26 protein-coding genes are annotated in these 26652 nt (G+C 42.9%); 22 read left to right on the top strand and 4 right to left on the bottom strand.

Annotated features, from left to right (window positions below):
* Positions 1–90 precede the first annotated feature (90 nt).
* Together KH180_RS00770 and KH180_RS00775 are read left to right on the top strand one after the other, a co-directional pair.
* The gene (locus KH180_RS00770; RefSeq protein WP_290755453.1) at positions 91–936 is read left to right on the top strand and encodes an ABC transporter ATP-binding protein; all 846 of its coding nucleotides are present in this window, start codon (positions 91–93) and stop codon (positions 934–936) included.
* Positions 933–1664, top strand: coding sequence for an ABC transporter permease (locus KH180_RS00775; protein WP_290755455.1), 732 nt, complete (start codon positions 933–935; stop codon positions 1662–1664). Before KH180_RS00770 ends, KH180_RS00775 begins: the two co-directional genes overlap by 4 nt.
* Positions 1665–2030: 366 nt before the next feature.
* Here KH180_RS00775 and KH180_RS00780 read toward each other — a convergent pair whose 3' ends face one another.
* Both KH180_RS00780 and KH180_RS00785 read right to left on the bottom strand, forming a co-directional pair.
* A complete protein-coding gene (locus KH180_RS00780) occupies positions 2031–2534 on the bottom strand; it encodes a GNAT family N-acetyltransferase (protein ID WP_290755457.1) in 504 nt (167 codons plus the stop codon).
* A 23-nt stretch (positions 2535–2557) separates the two neighbouring features.
* Complete coding sequence (locus KH180_RS00785) at positions 2558–2968, bottom strand: secondary thiamine-phosphate synthase enzyme YjbQ (RefSeq protein ID WP_290755459.1); 411 nt, start codon at positions 2966–2968, stop codon at positions 2558–2560.
* A 225-nt stretch (positions 2969–3193) separates the two neighbouring features.
* Between KH180_RS00785 and KH180_RS00790 the strand changes: the two genes are divergently transcribed.
* The 4 genes from KH180_RS00790 (at position 3194) to KH180_RS00805 (ending at position 6941) form a co-directional block, all read left to right on the top strand.
* Positions 3194–4420: an NlpC/P60 family protein gene (locus KH180_RS00790; protein WP_290755461.1), complete on the top strand. Its 1227-nt coding sequence runs from the start codon at positions 3194–3196 to the stop codon at positions 4418–4420.
* A gap of 90 nt (positions 4421–4510) precedes the next feature.
* Positions 4511–5230 (top strand): class B sortase, encoded by a 720-nt coding sequence (gene srtB, locus KH180_RS00795; RefSeq protein ID WP_290755463.1) that lies wholly within the window; start codon positions 4511–4513, stop codon positions 5228–5230.
* A gap of 11 nt (positions 5231–5241) precedes the next feature.
* The gene (locus tag KH180_RS00800) at positions 5242–6003 is read left to right on the top strand and encodes a glycoside hydrolase family 25 protein (RefSeq protein ID WP_290755464.1); all 762 of its coding nucleotides are present in this window, start codon (positions 5242–5244) and stop codon (positions 6001–6003) included.
* On the top strand, positions 6000–6941 hold the full coding sequence (locus tag KH180_RS00805; RefSeq protein WP_290755466.1) for a ketopantoate reductase family protein: 942 nt from the start codon (positions 6000–6002) through the stop codon (positions 6939–6941). The genes KH180_RS00800 and KH180_RS00805 overlap by 4 nt, the downstream gene beginning before the upstream one ends.
* On the opposite strand, the gene KH180_RS00810 is transcribed toward KH180_RS00805, so the two are convergent.
* Both KH180_RS00810 and KH180_RS00815 read right to left on the bottom strand, forming a co-directional pair.
* Positions 6932–7849, bottom strand: a complete 918-nt coding sequence (locus KH180_RS00810; protein ID WP_290755468.1) for a CPBP family intramembrane glutamic endopeptidase — start codon at positions 7847–7849, stop codon at positions 6932–6934. The genes KH180_RS00805 and KH180_RS00810 overlap by 10 nt on opposite strands.
* Before the next feature lie 22 nt (positions 7850–7871).
* Entirely contained in the window at positions 7872–8708 is an 837-nt protein-coding gene (locus tag KH180_RS00815; protein WP_290755470.1) for a CvfB family protein, read from the bottom strand.
* A 95-nt stretch (positions 8709–8803) separates the two neighbouring features.
* On the opposite strand from KH180_RS00815, the gene KH180_RS00820 reads away from it, so the two are divergent.
* The 16 genes from KH180_RS00820 to KH180_RS00895 all read left to right on the top strand — a co-directional run bounded on the left by KH180_RS00820 (position 8804) and on the right by KH180_RS00895 (position 26561).
* Complete coding sequence (locus tag KH180_RS00820) at positions 8804–9232, top strand: MazG family protein (RefSeq protein ID WP_290755471.1); 429 nt, start codon at positions 8804–8806, stop codon at positions 9230–9232.
* A gap of 102 nt (positions 9233–9334) precedes the next feature.
* A complete protein-coding gene (locus tag KH180_RS00825; RefSeq protein ID WP_137327438.1) occupies positions 9335–9613 on the top strand; it encodes an HU family DNA-binding protein in 279 nt (92 codons plus the stop codon).
* Positions 9614–9729: 116 nt separating this feature from the next.
* Positions 9730–9969, top strand: coding sequence for an RNA-binding S4 domain-containing protein (locus KH180_RS00830; RefSeq protein ID WP_290755475.1), 240 nt, complete (start codon positions 9730–9732; stop codon positions 9967–9969).
* Positions 9970–10047: 78 nt separating this feature from the next.
* The gene (yabP, locus tag KH180_RS00835) at positions 10048–10338 is read left to right on the top strand and encodes a sporulation protein YabP (RefSeq protein WP_009289329.1); all 291 of its coding nucleotides are present in this window, start codon (positions 10048–10050) and stop codon (positions 10336–10338) included.
* A complete protein-coding gene (gene yabQ, locus KH180_RS00840) occupies positions 10338–10817 on the top strand; it encodes a spore cortex biosynthesis protein YabQ (protein ID WP_290755478.1) in 480 nt (159 codons plus the stop codon). The genes yabP and yabQ overlap by 1 nt, the downstream gene beginning before the upstream one ends.
* Positions 10792–11094, top strand: a complete 303-nt coding sequence (locus KH180_RS00845; protein ID WP_290755480.1) for a septum formation initiator family protein — start codon at positions 10792–10794, stop codon at positions 11092–11094. The genes yabQ and KH180_RS00845 overlap by 26 nt, the downstream gene beginning before the upstream one ends.
* A gap of 183 nt (positions 11095–11277) precedes the next feature.
* The gene (locus KH180_RS00850; RefSeq protein WP_290755482.1) at positions 11278–13269 is read left to right on the top strand and encodes a BglG family transcription antiterminator; all 1992 of its coding nucleotides are present in this window, start codon (positions 11278–11280) and stop codon (positions 13267–13269) included.
* 1 nt (position 13270) lies between these two features.
* The gene (locus KH180_RS00855) at positions 13271–13720 is read left to right on the top strand and encodes a PTS sugar transporter subunit IIA (RefSeq protein WP_290755484.1); all 450 of its coding nucleotides are present in this window, start codon (positions 13271–13273) and stop codon (positions 13718–13720) included.
* 88 nt (positions 13721–13808) lie between these two features.
* Positions 13809–14099 carry a PTS sugar transporter subunit IIB gene (locus KH180_RS00860; RefSeq protein WP_290755485.1) on the top strand — a complete coding sequence of 97 codons (291 nt, stop codon included), beginning with the start codon at positions 13809–13811 and terminating at the stop codon, positions 14097–14099.
* Between the two features lie 24 nt (positions 14100–14123).
* Positions 14124–15401, top strand: coding sequence for a PTS ascorbate transporter subunit IIC (locus KH180_RS00865; RefSeq protein ID WP_290755486.1), 1278 nt, complete (start codon positions 14124–14126; stop codon positions 15399–15401).
* A 20-nt stretch (positions 15402–15421) separates the two neighbouring features.
* Positions 15422–15805 carry a tetratricopeptide repeat protein gene (locus tag KH180_RS00870; RefSeq protein WP_290755488.1) on the top strand — a complete coding sequence of 128 codons (384 nt, stop codon included), beginning with the start codon at positions 15422–15424 and terminating at the stop codon, positions 15803–15805.
* A gap of 77 nt (positions 15806–15882) precedes the next feature.
* Positions 15883–16728 (top strand): class II fructose-bisphosphate aldolase, encoded by an 846-nt coding sequence (locus KH180_RS00875; protein WP_290755490.1) that lies wholly within the window; start codon positions 15883–15885, stop codon positions 16726–16728.
* Positions 16729–16851: 123 nt separating this feature from the next.
* Complete coding sequence (deoC, locus tag KH180_RS00880; protein ID WP_290755491.1) at positions 16852–17502, top strand: deoxyribose-phosphate aldolase; 651 nt, start codon at positions 16852–16854, stop codon at positions 17500–17502.
* Positions 17503–17505: 3 nt separating this feature from the next.
* On the top strand, positions 17506–18408 hold the full coding sequence (locus KH180_RS00885) for a PfkB family carbohydrate kinase (protein ID WP_290755492.1): 903 nt from the start codon (positions 17506–17508) through the stop codon (positions 18406–18408).
* Positions 18405–19007: an AAA family ATPase gene (locus KH180_RS00890; protein ID WP_290755494.1), complete on the top strand. Its 603-nt coding sequence runs from the start codon at positions 18405–18407 to the stop codon at positions 19005–19007. The genes KH180_RS00885 and KH180_RS00890 overlap by 4 nt, the downstream gene beginning before the upstream one ends.
* Positions 19008–19469: 462 nt before the next feature.
* Positions 19470–26561, top strand: a complete 7092-nt coding sequence (locus KH180_RS00895) for a DNRLRE domain-containing protein (protein WP_290755497.1) — start codon at positions 19470–19472, stop codon at positions 26559–26561.
* The last annotated feature ends 91 nt before the right edge of the window (positions 26562–26652 follow it).

The raw sequence follows: 26652 nt of genomic DNA on the forward strand, positions 1-26652 counted from the left end.
TTCATCACCCTTATGTCTCCGTTCATCAAAATTTCATTGTTTAAACTGCCGGAATACAATAGAATGCCAATATAACGAGGAGGTATTTACATGAATCAAGACTGCATTACAATGGAACATGTGGGCATTGCATTTCAGGACAAAAAAGCATTAAGCGATGTCAATATAACGGTGTCTGAGGGAGAAATCTTTGGTTTCCTCGGACCCAGCGGAGCAGGAAAGACCACAACCATCAAATTATTAAGCGCCCAGCTGACTCAGTATACGGGACAGATTTCTGTCATGGGAATGGAACCGGTGAAGGATGTCAGCAGATTATATCAGAATATCGGAATTTTATCTGACAACAGCGGTTTCTATGAAAAAATGTCGGTGGAAGAGAATCTAAAAATATTTGCAGAGATCTACCGGCTGCCCAAAACCAGAATTCCGGAAGTATTGGAGCAGCTCCATCTTGCCGGGGATGAAAAGAAAAAAGCGGAGAAGCTCTCAAGAGGAATGAAACAGCGTCTTCTGTTTGCCAGGGCTATTCTGCACAAACCTAAGCTTTTGTTTTTAGATGAACCGACGGCTAATCTGGATCCGTCCACAAGTGAAGACGTACATAACATTATCAAAGATTTAAATAGAAACGGAACTACAGTATTTCTCACCACACACGATATGGAAGAAGCGGATGAACTCTGCAGCAGGGTGGCATTCCTTAATGAGGGAAGCATTAAAGAGATCGGGGTTCCCGAAGAACTGAAGATTAAATATGCAAAAGACAGGGTGCGGATCCTCTATGGAGACGGCACGGTAAAAGAGATACCGAAAAATAAAGAAAGAATTGCCAGCGAACTTTCCGGTACAGACAAAGAGATTGTGACGATCCATTCAGTGGAACCTGACTTAAAAACTATTTTCTTAGATCTGACAGGGAGGGAATTAGCATGAAATTAAGAGGACGAATTATTAAGGCACTGATGAAAAAGGATTTCCGTATGCTTTCGGGCAATAAAAACACCTTTTTTATCCTTCTCCTGCCGATATTATTTTGTGTACTTTATACGAAGATCCTGCCAATCGGAGAACAGGCAGGCCAGATCTACCCGCTGGCTCTCTGCGAGGTGCTCAATTTAGTCTGTGCGCCGATCTCTCTTCTGAGTATGATGGTAGCGGAAGAGAAAGAGAAAAATACACTCAGGACATTAATCATGTCTGATGTGAGAGCTATGGAATTTCTGGCAAGCAAGATGTTTGTAGTGCTTCTGCTGATGGAAGTTGTATCTGTTGCAAACTTTTTCATTGTAGGAATCAGTGTGAAGTATTTTGGAGGTTATCTGTTCATATCCACCTTGGCGTCTATAGGGATCCTGTTTTTGGGGGCATCCGTAGGCATTTTGTCAGAAAATCAGATGTCGACCGGAACTATTTCTACGCCGCTCATGCTGTTATTGATGCTGCCGCCAATGTTTGCAGGGATGAATGATGTGCTGGAAAAGATTGCATTCTGTCTTCCCACCAATGCATTTATGGAGATCATGAACCGGGAATATTATAATAAGGCGGCATTTTTTGCAGGAAGCAATCTGAAATATTATGCAGTCTGCCTTGTCTGGATTCTTATCGGCATTGTTGTATTTAACGTTGTCTATAAAAAAAGAGGCGTTGACAGCCAATAGTTTATAATATGTTTAGAATTGTTTATTCTCTGTATATTGTTTTAGAAAGAGAAGTTGTTATACTTAAGATATAGTTTTTCATATATACTTAATCCTCTCTTTTTAAAATGCTCTGCCGGTTACAGAGCACATAGTGTAAGCAGGTTAGTGCCGGAAGTTATTCCGGCACTGATTTTTTATTGCATAGGAAATTCCTTTGGAATCTCCTATGCAATAAAAAGCACTCCGTGCAGGATGCGCACAAATGCGCAGAGAAATTATTTGCCTTTGGCAAATCGCATTTGGCGCGCAAAGTGAACAAGCCCATCAAAGGGTGAGGGGCCTAAGAGATGAGGTGGCTCGTCCACTTTGTTCCTGCATGGGAAATTACTTCAATAAAGCATACATACAGGAGTCTAATAGTTCGCCATTTTTACAGACACTGTCTTTTTTTATTCCTTCCAGCAGGAAGCCGCAGTGTTCCAGTACAGTTCTGGAACCAATGTTGCGGGCAAACGGTTCTGCAAAGATGCGTACAATCGGGAAGGTGCGGAATGCTTCTCTGCAGACTTTGTTTACTGCACTGCTCATAATTCCCTGTCCCCAGTAGTCTTCTGCCAGCCAGTAGCCCAGTTCCGCGCTGTATCGGTATATATCGCTGCACAAGAACACACCGATGCTGCCCACAGCATGTCCGTCAGCATGGACAGCATAACACAGTTGTCCTGAGTTTTTGTTCTGAATACAGGAATCCACATACTCCCGGGCATCCCTGAGAGTATACGGATACGGAAAAGCATCCCTCATATTGGATGCTATTTTTTTATTGTCTGCATAGAAGGCAATATCTTCGGCGTCTTCATGACGCCACGGTCTCAATTCATAATTCATCCTCTGTCCTCCTTTTCAGGATCTCAGCAATCTACGATCTTAATATAAAAACTGCGGTTTCTGGGGCCGTCAAACTCACAGAAATAAATATCCTGCCAGATACCAAGCACCGGCTTACCGTGTGCGATGATGACTGTCTGTGAAGGTCCTACAGTGGATGTTTTCAGATGGGCGTGGGAGTTCCCTTCCATATGGCGGTAGCGGCTGTCGTGCTCCGGATAGATCTTATCAAAACCATAGAGCATATCATGAACCACATCCGGATCTGCATTTTCATTTATTGTGATGCCAGCTGTCGTGTGCGGGGAATGGATGACAGCAATCCCGTTCTTAATCCCGGAAGCTGCCAGATCTTCTTTGAGGTAGGAGGTGATCTTAATCATATCCTCTGGTCTGGTGTGTTCTAAATGATGTTCAAAAAACGTTTGTTTCATTGTATCTCACTCCTTTTCATACATTTTCTACTGATATTTTACCAGATGCAGCTATGGAAATATAGCCACAGAACATCCGATTTTCAGATTGATGGGATATTGTATTTTTTGGAATTATCTGTCGCAGATTCTTGTTTCCTGTCAAAATTTATGATATTATGAATAGGATTTAACAATTATATTACAAAATCCTTACGAATTAAAAGTTACCGGAGGAAGAGAGAGTTGAGGAACTATAAAAAATATATAACGGCCTGGACCATGGCTCTGACCATGACAGCAGTGTCCATTCCGGTTTCTGCGGCACCGGCAGAGACGGCTGATACAGGCAGTGTTCAGGAAGAGAAAGTACAGGAAAAATCATACCAGATCACATTGGATGCTGCAGGAGGCACCATCCAGAAGACAGTATTTCATACAGAGGCAGGGGATCATATCCAGGAACCGGAAACGCCGAAAAGAGACGGATATGTATTTCGGGGCTGGAGTTTCCAAAATAACAGCGGGCAGACAGAGTTTTGGGACTTCGATACCGATCAAATGCCGGAGAGAGACATTAAGCTTACAGCAGTGTGGGAAAAGGAATGTACACTGGACCAAGCCCAAGTGACAGTGGCAGTTTCTGCACAGGCCAAAGTGGGAGTCAGGAATGCTGCATCTCCACAGGTTTCGTGGAGATCCGGAGATACCCGTGTGGCTACCGTGGACAGCAGCGGGAATATAAAGGGAAAAACAGCCGGAAGAACTTATGTGCAGGCCATGGTAGGAAGTCAGGTGGTAACTGCTGATGTACAGGTCACGAATCCTTATCTGGCTCAGAGCAGCGGTACTGTAGCTAAAAAAAGAACTTCCAAAATACCCATCAGGGGACTGAGTGCTGACAGCAAGGTTTCCGTATCAGTAAACAAAAGCAGGGCAAATGCTTATATCCAGAACGGACAGCTGGTAATCTACCCTAAAAAACAGGGGATAACCAAGTTTTATATCACTGCCGACGGAAAAAAGAAGACATATCAGGCAGCGGTCACTTCTTATCAGGCAGTAAAAGCCATTGCAAAGGCAAAGAAGGCAAAGGGATGCCGCTACAGCCAGGCAAGAAGGATGAGAAAAGGATACTATGACTGCAGCTCTTTGATCTGGAGGTGCTATAAACCATATGGCGTACATTTCGGAAGCCGGTCCTATGCGCCGGTGGCAGCCAGCGAAGCCAAGTATATGAAGCGGCACAAAAAGGTGGTCTCTTACAAGAGACTGAAGGCCAGCAAGCTTCTTCCGGGAGATGTGATTTTTTATTCCTATACAAGAAACGGAAGATACCGGAATATTTCTCACGTGGCATTATACATAGGAAACGGAAGAATTATCCATGCAGCCAACAGCAGAGTGGGTGTTATTGAAGCCAATTATAAATATACCAAGTGCATCAAAATGATTGCGCGCCCGGTTAAATAAATTTTAAGAAAAGAATCGTCTTTCCATAAGGAAGGCCGGTTCTTTTTATGTTATACTGATACCAAATAAGGTTTTGGGGAGGGAAGCTTCATGAAAAAAATATTATCCAACATACTTTTAGCTGTGTGTATCGCGGTATTCTTATTCAGCGGATGGAAACTGGCAGGCTATTTTCTGGAATACAAAAAAGCAGATGACGAATATGATAAGATAGCACAGGAAGCAGTCAAAACAAATGGGAATGAACGGGTTATTGATTTTGCAAAGCTGTTAAAGATCAATCCGGATACCATCGGATGGGTCTATGTAAAGGGAACGAAGATTGATTATCCGATAGTCCTCGGCAAAGATAATGACTATTATCTTCATACAACGTTTGAGGGAACAAAAAACAGCTCCGGAGCGGTTTTTATGGACTGCAACGGAGATAAAGATTTTAAGTCAGAGCATAATATCATTTATGGGCACCATATGAGAAATGGTTCTATGTTTGCAGATCTTATGGAGTTCAGAGAGCAGAGCTTCATCAAGAAACAGGATACAATCACACTCTATACACCGAAAGGAAAAAAGGATCTCAAAGTGGTCTCTTCTTATGCCAGAAAAGCAGACAAAAAGATTCCGATTACTTTTGGAGGCAGAAAAGACATGAAGGATTACCTGAAGGAGATCCTGTCACAGAGTGATATTCAGTCAAAAGTACCGGAGAAGACTGTCATGAAGACAAAGAAACTCTATACCTTTGTTACATGCAGCTATGAACAAGATGATAACCGTACATTCGTGCACGCAATTGAGAGCAAAGATTAACGAGGACTTATATGTTCAAATTTACAAGGAAAAATAAAAAGGAACTTGCAGTTATCTGTACGTTTCTTTTTATTGTCACTTTTATTTTTGTCTGGATTATACAGACCATTGGACTGCCGATTCAGACGGAGATAGAAAACGGCCATATCAAGGTCATTGATGTATCAAAGTATAATAAAAAGGTAAACTGGAAGAAGGTCAAGGACCAGAAGATTAACCACGCCGTCTTAAAGATCGGTTCCGGATCTGTAAAAAAGAAAAAGACAGAAGATCCTATGTTTGGGACTAACTACCGGAATGCCCGTATATCTTCCATTCACTGCGGAGTTTACTATTACTCCTATGCTAAAGATGTAAAGACCGCAAAAAAGGAAGCAGAACACTGTCTGTCTCTGTTAAAGAAGTATGATATTGCCCCGGGGGATCTGAAGCTTCCTGTCGTCTTTGACGTGGAGGAAGAAAGTGTTATGAAGACGGGAAAGAAGAATGTCACAAACTTGACCAAAGCTTTTTGTGAAGAGATCAAAAAAGCCGGTTATGAGCCTATGGTTTATTCCAATGCCTATTTTCTGAATCACTATTTTGATTATGAGGGGATCAGGGACTATAAGCTGTGGGTGGCCCACTATACAAAAAAAGGACAGCCGGATTTTCCATACCAGTATCATATGTGGCAGTTTACGGACCAGGCTTCAATAGCGGGAGCCAATACAGAGAGCGGCCACTGTGATCTGAATTACTATCTGGTTGATAAGGAAGGAAATCTGTTATGAGAGAAATCAAGAATGCAGCGCTCATCGGCCTGGGTGCCATCGGAGGTTATGTAGCACCAAAGCTGTTCCAGGCACTGGGAGAAGAAAATTTCAAAGTCATTGCCGGGGGTACCCGGAGAAAGCGTTTGGAACAGGACGGCATCATGATTAACGGAAAGCAGTGGAAGTTTCAGACTGCTGATCCATCTGGGCAGAACAGGCCCGCTGATCTTATTATACTGAGTGTAAAATTTACGGCCCTTGATCAGGCAATCTCTGATATCCGCAGCATGGTAGGAAGAGATACCGTGATTATGTCATTATTAAACGGAGTGGAAAGTGAAGAACGTATTAAGGAGGCATATCCTGACAATGAAGTGCTCTACTCCGTAATCCGTATCCCGGCTCTCCATCAGGGAAATGAGATTACATTTCCGGAAGGCGCAGGGAAGATATCCTTTGGCAATGCATACAACGACAGATTGACGGAGAATGTGCTGGCTGTCAGGGATTTGTTTGAGAAAAGCGGCATATCATATGAAATACCAAAAGATATGTTAAAAAATATGTGGCACAAATTTATGACCAATGTCAGTGAAAATCAAAGTGCCGCTGTTCTGCGTGTGCCCTACGGCATTTGGACCGTCAGCCCGGATGCCAATGAACTGAGGGAGCAGGCTGCAAGAGAAGTCATTGCCATTGCGGAAAAGAAGGGCATCAATCTGACGGAGAAAGATTTAGAAGAACACAGAACTTACTTTGAAGGAGCACCGTTTTACGGAAAACCTTCCACGCTGCAGGACATTGAGGCCGGAAGAAAGACTGAGGTAGAGATGTTTGCGGGATCGGTTATAAAAATGGGAAAGGAGCTGGGCATCCCAACTCCTTATAATCAAATGTTTTATTACTGTATCAAGACGCTGGAGACATGGAATGAATATCAGCGCCATCATAAATAAGTGGAAGCGCGGGATACAATCTCCAGTAAAACTGCATAGCCGAAACTGATAATCAAAGCCGCATAGTAGGATATACTGGCGGCTTTTTCATTTGGCCAGCTTTTCCTGATGTCTTTGTTGAGCCACGTTTTTAAATATCCGGCACGCTTTGAAATGCGGGCAATGGCGATCAGGATGAGGGTACTGAGCACCAGGAAGGCAATGCTCACCGGAATGAGTATGAAAATACCCTGAATTCTCTGTGTAGAAGTCAGAGTTTGGCTGAGCAGATCCGAGTGTCCGGTCAGTCCATAGATAATGCTCATAATGACACTGAAACCGTTAAATGTTGCATGAAGGAGCATACAGGAGTAGATACTGCCTGAAGCTTCCAGCAGAAGACCTAACACAAGTCCCAAAACAAATGCATAGCTGAACTGGTTAAAATTCATGTGTGCGATACCAAAAAACAGCGCTGTGAGAAAAATGCCCTTGATAGGACGGGCCTTTCTCATACCGGAGTAAATAACACCCCGGAACAGAACTTCCTCTACAATTCCCGGAAGTATTGACAGTGCCAGAATAGAGAGCCATGGGTGCTGTGCGGATGTGGAAACGCTGGAAGTGACGAAGTCCCGGAAAAACAGCTGGCTTAAATTGTTGATCAGGCTGATAACAGGCAGGATCGTAAAACCCAGCAGAACAGTCAGCAGAGCGGCGGAAGGCTTTAATGGCTGTAAACGAAGACGTGTTTTTATATTTTTTCTGCTCAGTTTCAGATAGCCTGCCGCCAGGCCCAGAAGCAGCAGATAAAAAACAATCATAAACAGGTATTGGTCCTGAAGTGCAAACTGCAGCAGCGGGGAGATAAAAAAGTAAACAAACAGGTACATCAGGCAGAAGCATCCAGGTGACTTAAAATATTTCATAGAACTTCAGCTCCTTGTCAGATTATTTTATGCGGATTGTTCCATTTTTGATTTCAATTTTGTCTTGTTTTAATAAACGGCCTACAGCACGTTTGAACGCATTTTTGCTGAGACCCAGTTCCTTGTCGATAACGGCGGGATCTGCTTTATCTGTAAATGGCAGAACTCCGTCATAGCTTTTGATGGTTTCCAGGACAAGTTCACTGTCGGTGTCCATCTGCAGATAAGCTTTATTCCTCGGGGAAAGGTCCAGCTTGCCGTCTTCACGGACCCGGATGACACGGACACTTACCGTATCTCCCACAGAGAGTTTGGTGTGCAGCTCATTGAGGGGAATCAGACCGAAGTACTGGTCATCTACTGCAACAAAAGTGCCGATCTCAGGATTGATGCTGTACACTGTTCCGGAAACCCAGTCGTCTTTTACATAATCATGTTCACTGTTCAGGGCCTGGTAAATCTTCATAGAGGCACAGAGACGCTGGCTTTTGTCAATGTAAAGCCGGACCAGATATGAATGGCCGGGTTTTACCTTTGAAGTCTGTTCTTTAAACGGAAGGAATAAATCCTTTTCAAGGCCCCAGTCTAAAAATGCACCGATATCAGTAACTTCTTTTACCGTGAGGACAGCCAGATGTCCAATGGTGATCAGCGGATGGGATGTGGTGGCAATGGGGCGGTCCTTGGAGTCCTTATAGACAAACACGGACAGACAGTCCCCCACAGCGGCTCCTTCCGGAACCTGTTTTTTAGGCAGGAGGATGCTCTGCTCTGTCACTCCCTCTTCGTCATTTAGATATGCGCCGAAATCGGCAAATTTTACAATATAAAGTTCTTGGTTTTCTCCTAATCTAATCATAATTCTTCCTTTCTTTGTTTTCCTATTATAGCATAAATAACTTTTCATTTGCAGAAAATGTGATACTATAAAAAGAAAACGGAGGATCAGGCAGTATGCAGGAAAAAGAGCGGTATTCAATAGAAGATTTTGTCCGGGTAGTGGGCGAGCTGCGGGGAGAGAACGGGTGCCCGTGGGACAAAAAGCAGACGCATGAATCTCTGATTCCGTGTCTTATGGAAGAGAGCAAAGAAGTGGTGGAAGCGATTGAAAAAAAGGATATGATAAATCTGGAAGAGGAACTTGGGGATGTACTTCTCCAGGTCGTGATGCATGCCAGAATCGCTGAAGAACGGGGGGATTTTGATTTTTCTGATGTGGTGGACGGTGTATGTAAAAAGATGATCAGACGCCATCCGCATGTGTTCGGAGACGCAGTTTTTGAAAGTGCGGAGGAACAATTATCCAGTTGGAGGAAGATTAAGGAATTAGAAAAGATAGAAAAGAAGCGCAAAGCCCGTGAATTGGCTGAAAATAAGGAATAAAGAGCATTTTGGCTTGACATGCTCTCACCTTAATTATACAATGAATTCATGTAATCGAAGAGCAGAAAAATGCTTATGACGAAATTAGGAGGAATATAATCAATGAACAAAACAGAATTAGTTGCGGCAATCGCAAGCAAGACTGAATTATCTAAAAAAGATGCAGAAAAGGCTTTAAAGGCTTTTACAGATGTTATCGCTGAAGAATTAAAGAAGGGTGAGAAAATTCAGTTAGTTGGATTCGGAACTTTTGAAGTTTCAGAGAGAGCTGCAAGAGAAGGAAGAAACCCAAGAAGCGGTGAGGTTATGAACATTCCTGCTTCCAAGGCTCCGAAGTTCAAAGCTGGAAAAGCTCTGAAAGATATGGTAAACGAGAAATAATCTGTCAGATTAAGAAGTCAAGCTGCCCTCTTTTTACGTGGGCGGCTTCTTTTATTCTATAGGGAAACTACAGAATAAAAAAGCGTTCTTTATTTTGAGTATAAGGAGTAGTATAGATGAGACTAGATAAATATTTGAAAGTGTCCAGGCTGATTAAGCGCCGGACCGTAGCCAATGACGCCTGCAGCGCCGGAAGGGTGACAGTAAACGGCAAAACAGCCAAAGCAGGCACTGATATAAAACCGGGGGATGTGATCCGCATTCAGTTCGGAAACAAGGAGGCCGCTGTGGAAGTTCTCAGAGTAGAAGACACAGTAAAAAAAGACCAGGCAGCCGAATTATATAAGTATCTTTGATATTTTGGAGAAAAACTCCTATGCATGTTTACAGCTCTCCTTTCATATAGTGTATAAACTATGAAAGGAGATTTTTTCATGATAGAAGATAGACAACCTATGAAAACACATAAAGTAGATTTGCTGAACCGTTCCTTAGGTGTTATTACAGGAGTGAGGGATGTGGTATCCTTCGATTTAAATGAAATCATACTGGACACAGAACAGGGGCTTTTAATGATCAAAGGATTTAATCTGCATGTGAAAAAGCTTTTGGTGGAAAAAGGGGAAGTGGAGATTGACGGAAAGGTTGACAGTTTCCTTTATTCAGATGTGGATGACCATAACGGAGGCAAAAAAGAAGGACTTCTTGGAAGGCTGCTGAAATAATGCAGGAAGCAGTCTTAGGACAGCTTTACTTCTTCCTGGGAGCCGTCTGGTTCGGGGCATGCCTGCTTCTTGTCTATGACGGCATAAGAAGTTTCCGTATTGTATTCCGCCATAAAATGTGGGTGGTATCTGCAGAAGATGTGCTGTACTGGATCTTTGTGGGATTTTTATGCTTCCGGTTTCTGTGCTGGTATAATTGGGGAGAACTCAGGGGTTTTTTCTTTTTAGGACTGTTCATCGGAATGGCAGTCTATTATCTGCTGATCAGTCCGAAGGTTTTGGAAGGTCTTGTGTTTTTATTACATAAAATTAGAAAAATCTTTGGAAGCATATTTCGTGTGATCCGTCATCCTTTTGCTAAAATCGGAATTAATGTCAGATGGAGATTGAAACGGGAAAGAAAAAACGTTAAAATAGCCTTAATGAGGAAGGGGCACAAAAGAGGTGATGCACATGGGGAGAAAGATAAGCAGCTATAAAAAGGGGCACAGACAGCGCACAAGAGTGATCTTATTTGTCGTCATTGTGTTCGTTATCGTGATGTCTGTTGCTTACCGCAGGCTGTCAGAAAAGTCAGCGGCGCTGAAAAAAGAGGAAGCGCAGCTGGAGCAGCAGATTGAAAAGGCCAAAGATAAAAAAGAGGAACTGAAAGAAAAGAAAGAATATATTAAGACGAAGGAATTCATTGAGAAGACGGCGCGTGAGAAGTTCGGTCTGTTCTATCCGGATGAATATGTACTTCGGCCATCAAAGTGATGATATAATTGAAAACAGAACTGCCAGTAATGGGACCAGGGGAAAGCCTGACGGAAATCGTCGGGCTTTCTTTTTTATTTCATGTAGGAATGCCCGCTTTGTTCTTTCCGCTTTAAGCGGAAATTTACTGACTATAATGATAAATACGGGTTTCATATAATGAAAAACAAAGAGGAGGAAACTATGGAGAGGTACAACAAGAGATTGATCAAGATTCTTCATTTCTTTTTAGAAAACGAAAAAAAGATCACCGGGGCCAGCATCGCATTGTCTGTGGGGGTTTCTACCAGAACTGTGAGAAATGACATTAAGGAACTGAACCAGATCCTTAATGAACGCGGAGCAGAGATTACATCAGAAATCGGACAGGGATATAAGCTTGTTGTGACAGATCAAAAAAAGTTTGATGTCTTCAGAAGAGAGATTCAAAAGGAGGAAACCTCTAAACCATTTCAAAATATCATTCCGTCGGACTCAGAAGAGAGGGTAAATTATATCATTTCCCGGCTTCTGCTTCATTCACTGAACAGCGGAGAGCGGATTGACTTTTTTGACCTGGAGGAAGAACTGTTTGTGAGCACATCCACACTGAAGAAAGATCTGAGAACTATCGACGGGATTTTAAAAAAACATGAGCTGAGGATCAGTGACACAAAAAAAGAGGGGATGAGGGTAGTAGGGCAGGAGACAAAGATTCGTTTCTGCATTTCCGAATACATATTCAACAGCCAGAAAGTCACAGGTGATCTGGGAAATAAGTTTTATAAAGACATTTTTCCCCCGCAGGAGGTGGAAGATCTCAGAGTCATACTGATGGAAGCGATCACAGACTTTAATTTAAGGCTGACAGATATCGCCTTTCGGAATCTTCTGGTGCACAGTCTCATTATGCTGAAGCGTTTCGAGAAAAAGCGTCATGTGAAATACGATGAAGATGATATTGAGCTGTTCTCGGGAACAAAAGAGTTCAGGTGCGCCCAGCAGATCATCAGTGAAATTTATAGGAAACTGGATATTTCCCTGGGGGATGAGGTCTATTATCTGACCCAGCATTTGATCTCAAGCCAGCGTTTTTTGATCGAAAACCTGGACGGAGATTACGAATATAAAGACGAAATAGAAGAAATCTTGTCTACTATCCGGCAGGGAACCGGGATTGACCTGTCAGATGATAACCAGCTGGTCAACGGTCTTGCAATGCATTTGAGTGCGGCACTCCAGAGACTGCGGTTTGACATGAATATCAGGAATGAATTTCTGGACAGCATTAAAAATATATATCCGCTGGCCTTTGAGCTGGCAGTCGTGGCCGGGGAGGTTATTGAAAAGAAGCACAGGCTGAAAGCCAAAGAGTCGGAAATTGGATTTCTGGCTATGCACTTCGGGGCAGCGCTGGAGAGAAAAGGGCTGAATCAGAAGCAGAAGCCGAAAAAGGTTGTTCTTGTCTGTATCGCAGGTATTGCTACCGCCCTTTTGCTGAAAGAAAAACTGCAGCATAAGTTTGGGCAGTATATAGAAATCATAAAATCCTGTCCGGTGCAGGAAGTGGACCAGGAGCTGATTTCCAGCGCCGATCTGGTGCTGACAACCGTGGAGCTTCAGGATTTTCAGTCGGAAAAGATTAAGAAGATTAATCTGTTTCTGGATGACGAAGATCTGAACCATCTGGCTACAGTGATTACGGACAGCGGAAATCAGATGAAGGTGATAGATTACAGCAGTATTTTCAGGAAGGAATTGTTTTTTACCGGAATGGAATTTAAGGGGAAACAGGAGATCCTGGAATTTATGACGAATGCCATGGTGGAAAAAGGGTACATCAACGAAGAAATCAAGAAATCAATTTTTAAAAGAGAGGAAATGTCTACCACAGAACTGGGAAGTCTGGTGGCCATACCCCACGCTTTATTTAACGATATGGAGGAAGCGGCAGTTTCCGTCATGGTCTTGAAAAAACCGGTTGTCTGGGAAAACGAAAAAGTGCAGGTAATCTTGATGCTGAACATTCCCCAGAGCAAATATGATGTCTGGGAGAGCGTATTTAAGAATCTGTACCAGTTCCTGATCGGAAATTCCGGGGTGGCAAAGCTGGTAAAGCAGCCGTGTTACAAACAATTTATCGAGGATCTGCTGGAACAGGAAGAAAAACTGAAAGAAGCAGCAAGGAGGATATAAAGTGGAAAGGCTAATCTTAAATGAAAATAATGTGAAATTGCAGGTAGAAGCAAAAGACTGGGAAGAGGCAGTAAGGATCGGAGCCGGAATACTGGTCAGCCAGAACTGTGCAAAACAGTCTTATGTGGAGGGAATCATTGATGCTGTCAAAGAACTGGGCCCTTATATTATTGTAGCTGAAGGACTGGCGATGCCGCACACCCGCCCCGAATGCGGGGCTACGGATATCGGATGCAGCCTGATCACTTTAAAAAAGCCGGTCTATTTTGACGGTGATAAGGAGCCGGTGAGAGTGCTGATCTGTTTTTCAGCAGTGGACAGCGAAAGCCACTTAGACATACTAAAAATGATTGTGGGATTTGTGGAAAAAGGATGGATTCCGGCCATAGCAGATATGAAGGAAAAGCAGGAGCTGTTTGACTTCCTTGAATCCCATCAGGCGGCCGAGTAACAAAAGAGACTGCTGTATGCGTGCGGCATTCCGGACGCATTGGTATATATGACACAAGACAATTCATTTATAAAAAGGAGGAGAAAACATGGTAAAAATTTTGGCTGTATGCGGAGCAGGACTGGGAAGCAGCTTTGCCTGCCAGATGAGTACTGAGGCAGTGCTCAAGGAGCTTAATGTGGAAGCTCAGATGGACCATACGGATATTTCCAGTGTATCCGGAGCTCATGCGGACATTATTATGGCCGCAAAGAACTTTGAAAAACAGTTTGAACGGTTTACAATCGACTGCCCAACCATATTTCTGGAACGGCTGGTGGACAAAAATGAGATCCGTGAAAAACTGGTCCCTGTACTAAAAGAACTTGGAAAACTATAAGAGAAGAGAAAGTGAGGAGAAAATATGTCAGCATTGAATTTTATTATCAATAATATCCTGACGCAGGCGGCTGTTATTATCGGGCTGATTGCGTGTCTGGGACTGGTACTGCAGAAAAAATCAGTGGGAACAGTCCTTTCCGGAACTATGAAAACCATGCTCGGATTCCTTGTATTATCCGCAGGATCCACAGTAATCCAGGGGTCTCTGGCTTTTTTCGGGGATATCTTTAACAAAGCATTCGGGCTTAGAGGGCTTGTTGCCTCTATTGAGGGAATCAACGGGCAGGCCATGAACCAGCTGGGACTTGGAAAAGAAATCGCCATTACATTGGCCGGTATCTTTGTCGTCAACATCATCCTGGCCAGAGTCACAAAGTTTAAATACATTTTCTTAACAGGACAGGCTCTGCTCTGGGAAGCCACCCTCTGTATGGTATTTGCATACTACGTAGGACTGCGCGGAATTCCGCTGATCCTTGCAGGAAGTGTTGTCGGAGGACTGTTTGCAACTTTGATGCCTGCATTTGCACAGCCGATCGTGCGCAGAATTACAGGGAGCGATGATATCGCTTTAGGACATTTCTGTACTATTGGATATATGTTTACGGCTTTGATCGCCAAATTTACAGGGGATGAGTCAAAGTCATCAGAAGATATCAAACTGCCGAAGAGCATGGAATTCTTACAGGACACCTATTTGTCTGTCATGGTGGTTATGATTCCGTTTTACCTTATCTCTGCAGCATTTGCAGGACCGGCAGCCTGTGCTAAATATGCCGGAGATACGAACTACATGGTCTATGCATTCCTTCAGTCTTTACAGTTTGTTGTAGGTCTTTATGTATTGATGTCCGGAGTCCGCATGCTTCTTGCTGAGATCGTTCCTGCATTCCAGGGTATCTCCATGAAGCTGGTTCCCAACTCAAAACCTGCGCTGGATTGTCCGGTACTGTTCCCGTATGCACCGAACTCAGTTATCTTAGGATTTATCTTTACAACCATCGGATCTATTATCGGAATGTTCCTGACACCTGTCTTCGGACTTCCAATGATTCTTCCGGGAGTTATGAGCAACTTCTTTGCCGGAGGAACTGCGGGAATCTTTGCAAACCAGGTGGGAGGCCGCCGGGGAGTTATGATTGGCTGTATTGCCCACGGTATATTTATCATGATCCTGCCGGCATTGCTCTCACCGATGTTAGGACAGATTGGATTTGTCAACATGACATGTACTGATGTGGATACCGTTGTGACCGGATTCTTCTTCATGCTGATCAAATCTGTTGCAGGAATCTTCTAGCCGGGAATGGAGGAATCAAAATGTTCTTTTTTAATAAAAACAAGAAAGAAAAGGCTGCTCCCAAAGAGGTGCAGAAAGCAGATAAAGATGAACTGTTAAAAGCCGCAGCAGAAAAGAAGGAAGATCTTAAGAGTGCTGAAGATGCCGCAAGGGTGAAGCTTCTCAATGAACTTGGTTCCCTTTATTTCCAGGCGGAAGAGACAGATCAGGCCATCTTTTATTATGAAAGCAGCCTGAATGAGAGCAAGGAGTTAGGAAAAGCCTACACGGACCTGATGAAGCTTTACAACAAAAAGCGTCAGGAGGCCCAGGAGGCAAAGGACGAAGAGCAGGTGAAACTGTATATGGACAAAATTTCAGAGCTCATGACACTGTCCAAAGACGTAATTCGGGGAAAAGCATGAACATGTTCCGCCAGATAAGGATGACGGTTAAACAGAAGGTGTTATTTAGTCATTGTTTGTAAAAGGAGATAATCAGGATGTATAAGAATTTAATTGACTTATTTAAAGAGAATGAAGGAAAAGGGGCTGTAGGAGCATTCAATGTACACTGTTTTGAAATGCTTCCGTCTATGATCGGGGCTGCCCAGGAACTGGGGGTGCCTGTTATCCTGCAGACTTCCCTGGGAACGGCAAAATATATTGGACTGGAGCCTCTCATTGCAGCAGTAAAAGCCATTGCAGAGAAATCATCCATAAGCGTTGCATTACATATGGACCACTGCAAGGATATCGAAGCATTAAAAGAAGCCATTGACCTTGGATATTCTTCTGTAATGTATGACGGTTCTTCACTTTCTTTGGAAGAAAATATTAAGAACACAAAAGAAGTGGTAGCTTATGCCCATGAAAGAAATGTCTCTGTAGAAGGAGAGGTGGGTTCCATCGGCGGTGCAGAAGAAGGTGTTGTGGTTGCCAAGGATGACGCCATGTATACACAGCCGGAAGATGCACTGCATTTCGCACAGAGTACCGGGGTGGATGCACTTGCCGTATCAATAGGCACAACACATGGGCAGTACAAATCCAAAGCTAAGATTAATTACGAACTGCTGACAGAGCTGAAAGCCAAATTGGGAAGTACGGGCCTGGTTCTTCACGGCGGAACCGGAGTGTCCGACGAGGATATGAGACGCTGTGTCAGGGAAGGTATGAAAAAGATCAACGTGGGAACAGAGCTTAACAAATCTTATATTGAAGTAGTGAGGGAAACTTTTACTGCGGATGACGTGACGCCGCTTACTTCTTTAAGAAATCTGCTTGGGCCTGCAAATGAAAAGATCGCAGAAGTCGTAAAAGAAAAAGCATCTTTATTCAGAATTTAGCGGTGCCGGGATGAGACCGGGGAAACCTTCCGAGGGATGATGTCTTCTCCGGTTTTATCTGTTACAATAGATTGTAAGAAACCAGTCAATGAGCCGCCAAAGTTTTGGGAGAAGGAGTTTTTTATGGAGAGAAATGAGATTTTAAAAACAGTTGACCACACACTGCTTGCACAGACTGCAGTCTGGGACGAGATCAAAGTAATCTGTGATGATGCCATTGCCTGCCAAACAGCCTCTGTCTGCATTCCGCCCTCTTTTGTAAAGAGAGCAAAAGAGTATGTGGGAGACCGGATGAAGATTTGTACTGTTATCGGTTTTCCAAATGGTTACGCTACTGCTGCTGTAAAGGAGTTTGAGACAAAGGACGCTATTTTAAACGGGGCAGATGAGATTGACATGGTAGTAAATCTTGGAGATATCAAGGACGGCAGTTTTGAAGCAGTGAAGGATGAAATCTGCCTGCTGAAAAAAGCCTGCGGTGACAGGATTTTAAAGGTCATTGTGGAAACCTGTCTGCTGACAGAGGATGAAAAGATCCGTATGTGCCGGATTGTCACGGAAGCAGGAGCGGATTTCATTAAAACCTCTACAGGATTCTCCACAGGCGGTGCTACTTTTGAAGATGTGGAGCTGTTTAAAAAGTATGTGGGAGAGGGAGTGCAGATCAAGGCCGCAGGCGGTATTGCATCTTTTGATGACGCCGAACGTTTTCTTTCTCTGGGGGCAGACCGTCTCGGAACCAGCCGTTTGATTAAGATTATAAAGGAGGAGTAGACTATGGCAGTCATCTGTGTGGGACAGTCTGTCTATGATATTGTCATTCCATATGATGAGGCACTGGTTGAAAACCAGAAATACCGGGTGAACTCACGTCTGGAGTGCGGAGGAGGGCCGGCTTTGAATGCGGCTTATCTCTGTGCAGTGTGGGGAGAACAGGCTTATCTTATAAGCAGAATCGGAGAGGATGACTATGGAAAAAAGATCAGAAGTATTCTTCTGAAAGCGGGAGTTCACATAGAGTATCTTGTGAAAGGTGAAAACATAGAGACCCCTTACAGCATTATCCTTTCCAATCGTAAAAACGGATCCCGCACGATTTTTAATTTCCCGGGAGAAATCCATTATAAGGATTATGAGTATCCTGACCTGGACGCAGATGTGATTTTGAGTGACGGGCATCTGCCGGAACTGAGCCTTCAGGCTATCCGCCGATACCCGGATGCCTTGTCGGTGCTGGACGCTGGAACCTGCAGGGAAAGCACCATGGAGGTGGCGCCTCATGTGGATTATATTGTCTGCTCTGAGGATTTTGCGAGGCAGTATACAGGAAAGGCTGTGGATTTGGAACAGCCGGAACTCTGCCGGGAGATCTTTGGACAGATCAAGGGAATCAATAAGAGACAGGCGGTTATTACCCTTGGAGAAAAAGGGCTTTTGTATGAGGAAGACGGGGAATTAAAACATCTGCCCGCCTATCCTGCAAAAGCTGTTGATACCAGCGGAGCCGGGGACATTTTCCATGGGGCATTTGCCTATGGTCTGGCAAAGAAAATGCCGCTTCCTGCCATACTGAAAATGAGTTCCATGGCATCTTCTATTTCTGTAGAAAGCCTGGGAGGGCAGACGTCTATTCCGGCTCTTGATTTGGTGGAACGTAAGTTAAAGGAGCAGGAGCGATGAAAAAGACATTGATTTTACTGGCAGGATATCCGGGTACCGGAAAGACTTATATGTGCAGCAAAATCCTTGAGCAGGAAAAGGACTTTCAGGTGATCTCACAGGATGATATGAAAGAACAGCTATGGGATCAGTATGGCTTTAATAATATGGAAGAGAAAACTGCTTTGGAAAATAAAAGCTGGGAACTTTATTATGAAAAGATCGAAGATGCCATGAAAAAAGAAAGCAGAGTGATTTCCGATTATCCATTCAGTGATAAACAGAAGGGAAGGCTTAAAAAACTCTGCGAAAATTATGGGTACCAGGCAGTTACGATCCGGCTGGTAGGTGATTTGGAGGTACTGTTTGAGAGATCCAGACAGAGAGATTTGGACACCGGAAGGCATCTGGCCCATGTAGTAAGCCGTTACCATAAAGGAGATGTGCTGTCGGACCGGACGAAAGGGGACTGTTTTGTCAATCATGAGATCTTCATGGAACGGTGCAGAACCAGAGGGTATGGAGAATTTCAGCTTGGCCGCCTGATCGAAGTGGATGTGACAGATTACAGCCGGATTGACTATGAAAAGATATTGGGACAGCTGAAGAAATGGCTTTAATATTTAAGAAAAGAAAGGGGTATTCCTTAAGTTATTATATAACTTTTTGGAATACTCTTTTTTTGTTATGGAATATTCATGAGGGACAAGAAATAATTGTAATACTGTTTCAATTATGTTAAAATCATAAAGTATTTAACAGGAGAAAATAGAGTGAAATTACAGGAAATTTACAAAGTGAAAAGCTATAGTTACAGAGCTTTGAACAGAATTTTTCTTTCTCAGCTGCAGAAAGAAAAATGTTCTGTACTTTAAGATTTTTCTGTTATTTTTTGTTGGGGGTGGTAGCGATTCTGGTGTCAGTGGGCAGAGATGAGACTGATCAGAAAAAAGAGAATAATTTAAAAAATATCCATGCAATACATATGGCCGGCAAACCAGGTATCTGCGTAAGCAGATAGTGTATCACATGGATATTTTTATTATAACAGACAGTACAGCAGGATAAAAGGAGAAGGAGTTATGATAAAAAAAGCAGGAAAGCCGGCACTTAGTGCGGTTTTGTCCTTTCTTTTAATTTTTACATCTGTTCCTTGGAACAACATAATCATCGGTTCCAGACAGATAAAAGCAGCAGAAACAAAGACAGCACAGCCAAAAGAAGTCAAGGAAGTTATTAAAAGCGAAAGTACAAAAAACTCTACAACATTCCGTCTATCCGGCGGAAAGAAGGAATCTGTCTTTTACGGGCAGGATATCCGGTACAAAGATGAGAATGGAAATTTAAAAGATTATGATCCGAGTTTAGTAAAGATTCAGGATAAAACAAGTGAACATGGACATAGTCTCAAAGATTATCAGTATGAGAATAAAGATGGAGATAAAAAACAGTATCTGCCGAAAAAACTGACAGAGTCCACCCCGGTTTTAATGGAGCATGACCAGTATGAGATCTCTTTTGCTCCTATGCTGGGTGAAGACAGCTTAAAGGAAGAGAAAAAGGCAGAAGACGAATCAAATGCATTTTCTTCGATCAAGAATCTAAAGAGAACAAAACTGCAAAAGGAAGAGGTGTTAACAGCCGAGGATGAAAAGGAAGAGCTGCCGGTCAGCGTGGCTTATGAATCTGAAGATAAAAGCTGTTCTTTCTTATACCAGTCACTGGATACAGGGATCAAAGAAAGTGTTACATTAAAAGAGATTCCTGAAAGCAATGAACTTAAATTTAAGTTTTATGCCAAAAACTTGACTGCCAAGAAAAATATCGGTGACGGCGGCATTACCTTCTATGATAAAGATAGTGAGGACATCATTGCCTCACTGGAAGCACCGTCAATGAATGACGCAACAGAGGAAGCATACAGCGAGAAATTGTCCTATGATATTGAACCAATCAAGGGCGAAAAGGATACGTATGAGCTGACATTGAGACTGGATGAAGCATATTTAAAAGACAAAGACCGAAAATATCCGATCACTATTGACCCTACGGTCACATGGAAAGGATCTGCAGATTTTTGGGATGTATACGTGATCAATGGAAGCTATAAAAACACCAATTTTTATGACTCCGGCGTAACGGCCATGATGGCGGGAAAAGCCAGCAAGGGAACATACCGTACCTATCTGCGGTTTAAAGATTTTACAGCAAAGATTAAAAATAAGTATGTGGATTCTGCCACACTGACGATGTATGAAACTGGTGACAGTACCAGCGGACAGACTATAGAAGCAAGAAGAGTTACTGCAAACTGGTCAAGGCCCGGACTCACATGGAGCAATCGTCCCGGATATTCTACCAACTATGGAAGTGTAAAGACAACAGGAACCACACACAAGTCAAGGAGTATTAATCTTACCAAGTATGCCAGGGAGTGTGCCAACGGTTCGATTACGTCCTATGGCGTGATGCTAAAAAATGCAGATGAAACAAAAAAATACGGGCAGTTTTACAGTTCCCGTTATTCCAATGCGAGCTATCGGCCAAAGATGAGTGTGACCTATTATGACGGGCCGACAACACCGACTTCTGTGTCAGTGACACCGCAGTACATGAAGAAGGGGCAGACACTGACAGCAAAGTGGGCAGGGATCAGTTCAAAATCCCTGAACCGGGTGGAATACAGAGTTGCAACCTATGACCCATCGAAAAATGCGGAAGTGAACGCCAACTACCGTGCCTATTCAGGAAGTACCAAGCTTGGAACAGCCGCCAGTGGAAGTGCATCAGTGGCAGACAGCAAGAACTGGCCGGAGGGGTGCTATAAGTTTGTCATCCGGGGAGTTGACAACGGAGGAATCAAGGGGACAGGAAAAGGATATATTTTCTATGTGGATGGTACCGCCCCAAAGATTAACAGTATGACCATTGATGCAGGAGACGGAAAGGGAGGATCTGAAGAAAATCCATCCTCGAACATGACACCGGCACTGAAATGGAATATCACTGAAAAATATTTGTCGAAAGTAGAGTATAAAGTAGGAAATGGAAGTTATGTCAATGCAGGAAGTGCATTGAACGGCCAGGTTTCCATACCGGCATCTAATTTTAAAGATGCAGGAACCTATCAGATTAGTATGAAGGTTACAGACAAGGCAGGCTATACAGCCGAGACATCAAGAACCTATTACTATATTGATAATTCACAGGCAGCCGACTATAAGCCGGCAAATGCGAAAATCAGCAGTTCCTATGGGAAAAATATTGTATCCTGGGACAAAAAAGCAAGCCTTCCGGGAAGTATTTATTACGAAGTATACCGGGGAGAAAGTTCTGATTTTACGCCGGATGCCTCAAACCTGGTGATAGCAGCAGTAAAGGATTCCTATTGTGCAGATACCAGAGTCGGTGACGGAAAGGATTATTACTATAAGGTAAGATCTGTAAAGTTATCCAAAAAAGGAAATGTGATCGGCACAAGTGATTACGTGAATGCAGGACATGGAAAGCAGGATGCCAAATCAGAATATCAGCAGTGGCTGGGTTGTAAAGATTACAGAGAAACCATGGAATTTGGTACTCCGAACGGGAATGGAACTGTGGACAAAGCAGGAGGCAACCTGACCTATCAGACAGAAGACTTTACAATTCCTGCGGGACAGCTCAGCATGGGACTTAGCAGAACTTATAACAGTCAGTCTGACAAAGGGGGTATGCTTGGAAACGGTTGGTATGACAGCTTTCACAAAGAAATATACCAGGTGGGAGAGAACCTGATTTTCCAGGACAGTGATGGTACTTATGTTACATTTGAAAAACAGGGTGATTCTTATGTTTCTAAGGAATCAAAGGACTATAAGCTGAGTTTTGATGAAGAAACTCCAAAGACGAGAAGTTCTTATAGTTCAGACAGCAATCCGGCTGTAAAACAATATGTGGAACAAACAGCAGGAAACGTTGTCGGGGTATTTGGAAAGGGGCCGTCTAAAAAGGTCAGTTTTGAGGCCAGCCATAACGTATCTTCTGACACATCTGGAGGCCAGACAGAACAAAAGACTGTAACAAAAAATATTTCTTATGCATGTACCATTACGACTAAGGATAACACTATATATCAATTTAACAGCAATGGGCAGCTGACTGCTGTAAAAGAGCCAAATGACAACTTTATCCTCTATGAATATGACAGCAAAGGGCGCCTTAAAACTGTTACATCAGATAAAATCAAGACACTTACCATGAAGTACTATGACGGTGAGGGAGAAAAAGCAGACCTGTTAAAAGAAATTGTCCTGCCGGACGGGACCAAGATGGAGTACACTTATTCCGGAAGTAATTTAACCAAAGCCGTACACAGCAGTTCCGATGGAAGTGAATCTGTATCATATGAATATGGATATGATGAAAAAGGCTTTTTAAATGACATTAAGGATGCCAGGGGAAATTCATATGAAATTACATATGACAGCAACCGGGCAGTGAAGGTAAAGAAACCGAACGGCGAATATCAGAAGCTTGTCTATGTGGATGGGAAAACGACTGTTTCTTTCCATAAATCCGGAGATGAAAAAATATCAGAAGATTCCATTACATATGACAAGACAAATGGAAAGGTTCTGACCTCCGTCAATGCCGCAGGCAATAAAACCTCTTATCAGTATGAGGATACGTCCAATGATTTGCTCTGCACGGGAACCACAGCAAAGGTATACTATCAGACAGTTACAGATTCAGGCAAGGTGAATTTTACATCAAAGGAAGTGACTACAAAGACTCAGTACGACGCCAATGAAAATGTAACGATGGAGAAGGATGAGACTGGACAGGTAACGCAGACTACATATGGAACCGGGGCAGAAGCGAATCTTCCAAAAACAGAGGTTACAAAGCAGGGAGACAAAACGGTCTCTAATGTTTCATATTCCTACGACAAAAGCGGAAATACGATTAAAGAAACGGATTCTGTTGCAGAGACGGAGACCATCTGTGAATATGATGAGGACGGGGATGTCACATTAGAAGAAAACTATGAAGAGGGCGAACTTACATCCAAGGAAGAGACGGACTATAATGAGACGGACCATATTATTACGGAAGACAGCACTGTCACCCAGGGAAATGTACAGGAAGCATCCACTACAGTCCTTGATGCTATGGGAAGAGAGATCAAAAGCCAGGATGAGAACACAACAGAAACAACTTCTACAACCTATGATTTCCTTGGACGGCAGATAAAAGTACAAAAACAGCTGGGAGACGTCACAAAGACAGAGGAAAAGAAATATGATGCCAACGGTACTCTGTTGTCAGAAGTCTCAGATACAGGAGTTACCACTTCATACAGCTATGATGTGTTAAACCGTGTAAAAGAAGCCACAGAAGTTTCAAAAGATGGTATCACAAAAACTACAAAAACAGACTATGGATATGCAGATCAGGAAATTCATACGCTCTCAGGAATGAAAAGTTATCAGAACCTTACAGTGGTTACGACAACTGTAAACGGAAAGGTACAAAGTGAGGCGTATACAGATGCTTCCGGAAATACGGTCCGGGAGAAAAGCAGCGGTATCTATACAGACCATGTTTATACAGAAGACGGAAAAGAGACTGCCACTATTGTTCTCGGAACAAAATCCGGAGCAGATGTAAAAGGAAAGATCACTTTAAATCTGTACGACAGCAACGGAAAGCAAACCCATACGGTACAGAATCCTGTGATTTCAGATGATGGTGCCGCCATTGATCCGGACACATCCATAGTAAATCAGACAGCCTATGATGATAAAGGAAATGAGACAGCCAAGACAGACGGAAACGGCAATACTATATCATATACATATGATGACCAGAACCGGGTGACCAAAGTATCTCAGGGGGACAACAGTACTTCCATCTCCTATACAATGGGAGCTGACGGGGTAAACACAACAAGCATCACAGACGCCATGGGCCATGAGAACATCGAGGTAACCAATGCAGCCGGGCTTACAGAAACCACGACAAGCAAAGGAAACCTGGGCGAGAGTATTTCTACCAAGTTTACCTATGATACAAACGGTAATAAGACAAAAGAAACTTATGAAAATGGGGCTTACAAGACATATCATTATGATAAGAAAAACCGTTTGACCGAGACCAACACCTATGAGGCTCCGGAAGCAGGAAGCGAGACAGGCAGCAGATCCTTGAAGACAGCGTATCGTTATGATGGCAATGACCAGCTCATCGAAATGGTGGATTATCAAGTCAGCGGCAATACGGAAACGGCCTACCGCTATACAGAGTGTGAGTATGACGGGCTGCAGAGAAAAACAGCCTATGCAGAACTGAGCCAGGCAGAAAAGCCAACAGCGGATGAGATCAGGAGCCATGCGGTCAAATATACGTATGACGCAGAAGGAAAGCTTACGAAAGTTACCTATCCGACGAAAAAGGATGGGGTGAGAAGCCTTTCCTATCATTATACCAGTGACGGCTGGCTGTCCGTAATCAAAGCGGATGTGTATAAGGAAAGCAACGTGAAAGAAGCAACTGTCCGGGCCTATACTTATGACCACTATGGAAAAATAACCGAGATCAAGGATTACAGAAACCTCTTATCAGATGGGGATAAGGCAGTCAAAAAGACCTATAATTACGATTCCTTTGACCGTGTTGCAAAGATGGTCTACACAGATCTGGAACATCCGGAAATAGTGATGGAGTCTTATGCATACTCTTATGATAAGAATTCTAATATTGTTGAGAAAATACAGATCAATAATTATCCAGAGAAGGATGAGGAAAAGGTCAATGAGACGAAACATTATACTTATGATGCATTGGGAAGACTTGTAAAGACGGTTACAACGGATCACAGAAAAGACGACAGCAAACAGACCGTGTCCTATACCTATGACAAGGTTGGAAACCGTCTGGTTGAGGACAAAGGGGATACGAAGACAACCTATGACTATAATGGCCTGGATCAGGTGACAACTTCTACGATTTGGAAAGATGGCACAGCACAGGAAAATAGGCAGTATGCTTATGATAAGAACGGTAACGAGATTGGGCAGACTAATGGAAAAACCGGAGAGATCCTATATCGCAGCTATGATGCGGAAAACCGACTGACTGAAGTTTCAGTGAACAAAGATGGAAAAAATGCTGTGATACAGCAGAACCGTTATAATGGAGATGGGCAGAGGATCCAGAGAGTGGAAGGAGATCAGACGACCAACTACTATTATCAGGATGGTATGGTTTCCTATACGACTGATGCAGAAGGAGAACAGATCTCTCAGGATCTTTTGGGAACGGATGGAAACATCATAGGAACTCAAAGGTATTCAGGCGATCATACCGCATATTATGTGTATAACAAAGATGTGCAGGGAAGTACTACGAATCTTTTAAAAGCTGATGGTACAGCTGATGTCTCTTACCGTTATGAAGACTTTGGAGAGACAACCAGGGTTGGAGAGAACACATCTGAAAACGAGACTTGTTATACTGGCGGGCGATATGATGAGGTGACGGGGCTTTATTATCTGAATGCACGGTATTATAATCCAGAGGATGGAAGGTTTTTATCTGAGGATACTTACCGTGGGGAAGTGAATGAGCCGGATACCAATCATTTGTACGTATATTGTGCAAATAACCCAATAAACTATGTTGATCCAAGCGGGCATGGTCCAGTGGGAATTATTGTAGGAGGCCTAATTGGTTTTGGCGTAGGAAAATTGATTTTACCTAAAATTGCAGATAGAATGCACCTAAAAGGGAAAAAGCGTAAGTGGTTTATACGCCTTGGAACCGGAATTACAACGATTTTAGGAGGAGCTGTAGGTAATTATGTTGGTGGGGCGATTACATCTTTATATGCTAGTGGCGGTAAAGCAGCAGTAATTATTAATAGAGGTGTTGCTAAGACTTTTGCTAAATATGCAAGGGCATCATTATCACAAGCTAAAAGTGGAAAAGGATGGGTTCTAAAATTTAGAAAATATACCATGAGAGTTATGAGTAGCGGAGGAGGAAGAAAAAATTATATGCGAATTAGCCATATAACAAGAGGTGCAATGAATATCTCTGGGAAGTATTCAAATAATCGTGCAACAACACATATCAAAATAACATTTACTAATTTAGTGAAGATGATAAAATTAGTAAAAAAAATAAAATAAATATATCATAACTATAATTTTTTATTATATAGCATTTACTTGATTTGTTATATTCAGTTAGTAGATGCTATATAATAAATCTAATAAATAA

It is taken from the genome of Anaerostipes sp. (genome assembly GCF_018381315.1).
Taxonomy (GTDB): Bacteria; Bacillota; Clostridia; order Lachnospirales; family Lachnospiraceae; genus Anaerostipes.

Coding starts and splice junctions, on each gene's coding strand:
- KH180_RS00770 (WP_290755453.1), top strand. CDS start 91: ATGAATCAAGACTGCATTACAATGGAACATGTGGGCATTGCATTTCAG.
- KH180_RS00775 (WP_290755455.1), top strand. CDS start 933: ATGAAATTAAGAGGACGAATTATTAAGGCACTGATGAAAAAGGATTTC.
- KH180_RS00780 (WP_290755457.1), bottom strand. CDS start 2,534: ATGAATTATGAATTGAGACCGTGGCGTCATGAAGACGCCGAAGATATT.
- KH180_RS00785 (WP_290755459.1), bottom strand. CDS start 2,968: ATGAAACAAACGTTTTTTGAACATCATTTAGAACACACCAGACCAGAG.
- srtB (WP_290755463.1), top strand. CDS start 4,511: ATGAAAAAAATATTATCCAACATACTTTTAGCTGTGTGTATCGCGGTA.
- KH180_RS00800 (WP_290755464.1), top strand. CDS start 5,242: ATGTTCAAATTTACAAGGAAAAATAAAAAGGAACTTGCAGTTATCTGT.
- KH180_RS00805 (WP_290755466.1), top strand. CDS start 6,000: ATGAGAGAAATCAAGAATGCAGCGCTCATCGGCCTGGGTGCCATCGGA.
- KH180_RS00810 (WP_290755468.1), bottom strand. CDS start 7,849: ATGAAATATTTTAAGTCACCTGGATGCTTCTGCCTGATGTACCTGTTT.
- KH180_RS00815 (WP_290755470.1), bottom strand. CDS start 8,708: ATGATTAGATTAGGAGAAAACCAAGAACTTTATATTGTAAAATTTGCC.
- KH180_RS00820 (WP_290755471.1), top strand. CDS start 8,804: ATGCAGGAAAAAGAGCGGTATTCAATAGAAGATTTTGTCCGGGTAGTG.
- KH180_RS00825 (WP_137327438.1), top strand. CDS start 9,335: ATGAACAAAACAGAATTAGTTGCGGCAATCGCAAGCAAGACTGAATTA.
- KH180_RS00830 (WP_290755475.1), top strand. CDS start 9,730: ATGAGACTAGATAAATATTTGAAAGTGTCCAGGCTGATTAAGCGCCGG.
- yabP (WP_009289329.1), top strand. CDS start 10,048: ATGATAGAAGATAGACAACCTATGAAAACACATAAAGTAGATTTGCTG.
- yabQ (WP_290755478.1), top strand. CDS start 10,338: ATGCAGGAAGCAGTCTTAGGACAGCTTTACTTCTTCCTGGGAGCCGTC.
- KH180_RS00845 (WP_290755480.1), top strand. CDS start 10,792: ATGGGGAGAAAGATAAGCAGCTATAAAAAGGGGCACAGACAGCGCACA.
- KH180_RS00850 (WP_290755482.1), top strand. CDS start 11,278: ATGGAGAGGTACAACAAGAGATTGATCAAGATTCTTCATTTCTTTTTA.
- KH180_RS00860 (WP_290755485.1), top strand. CDS start 13,809: ATGGTAAAAATTTTGGCTGTATGCGGAGCAGGACTGGGAAGCAGCTTT.
- KH180_RS00865 (WP_290755486.1), top strand. CDS start 14,124: ATGTCAGCATTGAATTTTATTATCAATAATATCCTGACGCAGGCGGCT.
- KH180_RS00870 (WP_290755488.1), top strand. CDS start 15,422: ATGTTCTTTTTTAATAAAAACAAGAAAGAAAAGGCTGCTCCCAAAGAG.
- KH180_RS00875 (WP_290755490.1), top strand. CDS start 15,883: ATGTATAAGAATTTAATTGACTTATTTAAAGAGAATGAAGGAAAAGGG.
- deoC (WP_290755491.1), top strand. CDS start 16,852: ATGGAGAGAAATGAGATTTTAAAAACAGTTGACCACACACTGCTTGCA.
- KH180_RS00885 (WP_290755492.1), top strand. CDS start 17,506: ATGGCAGTCATCTGTGTGGGACAGTCTGTCTATGATATTGTCATTCCA.
- KH180_RS00890 (WP_290755494.1), top strand. CDS start 18,405: ATGAAAAAGACATTGATTTTACTGGCAGGATATCCGGGTACCGGAAAG.
- KH180_RS00895 (WP_290755497.1), top strand. CDS start 19,470: ATGATAAAAAAAGCAGGAAAGCCGGCACTTAGTGCGGTTTTGTCCTTT.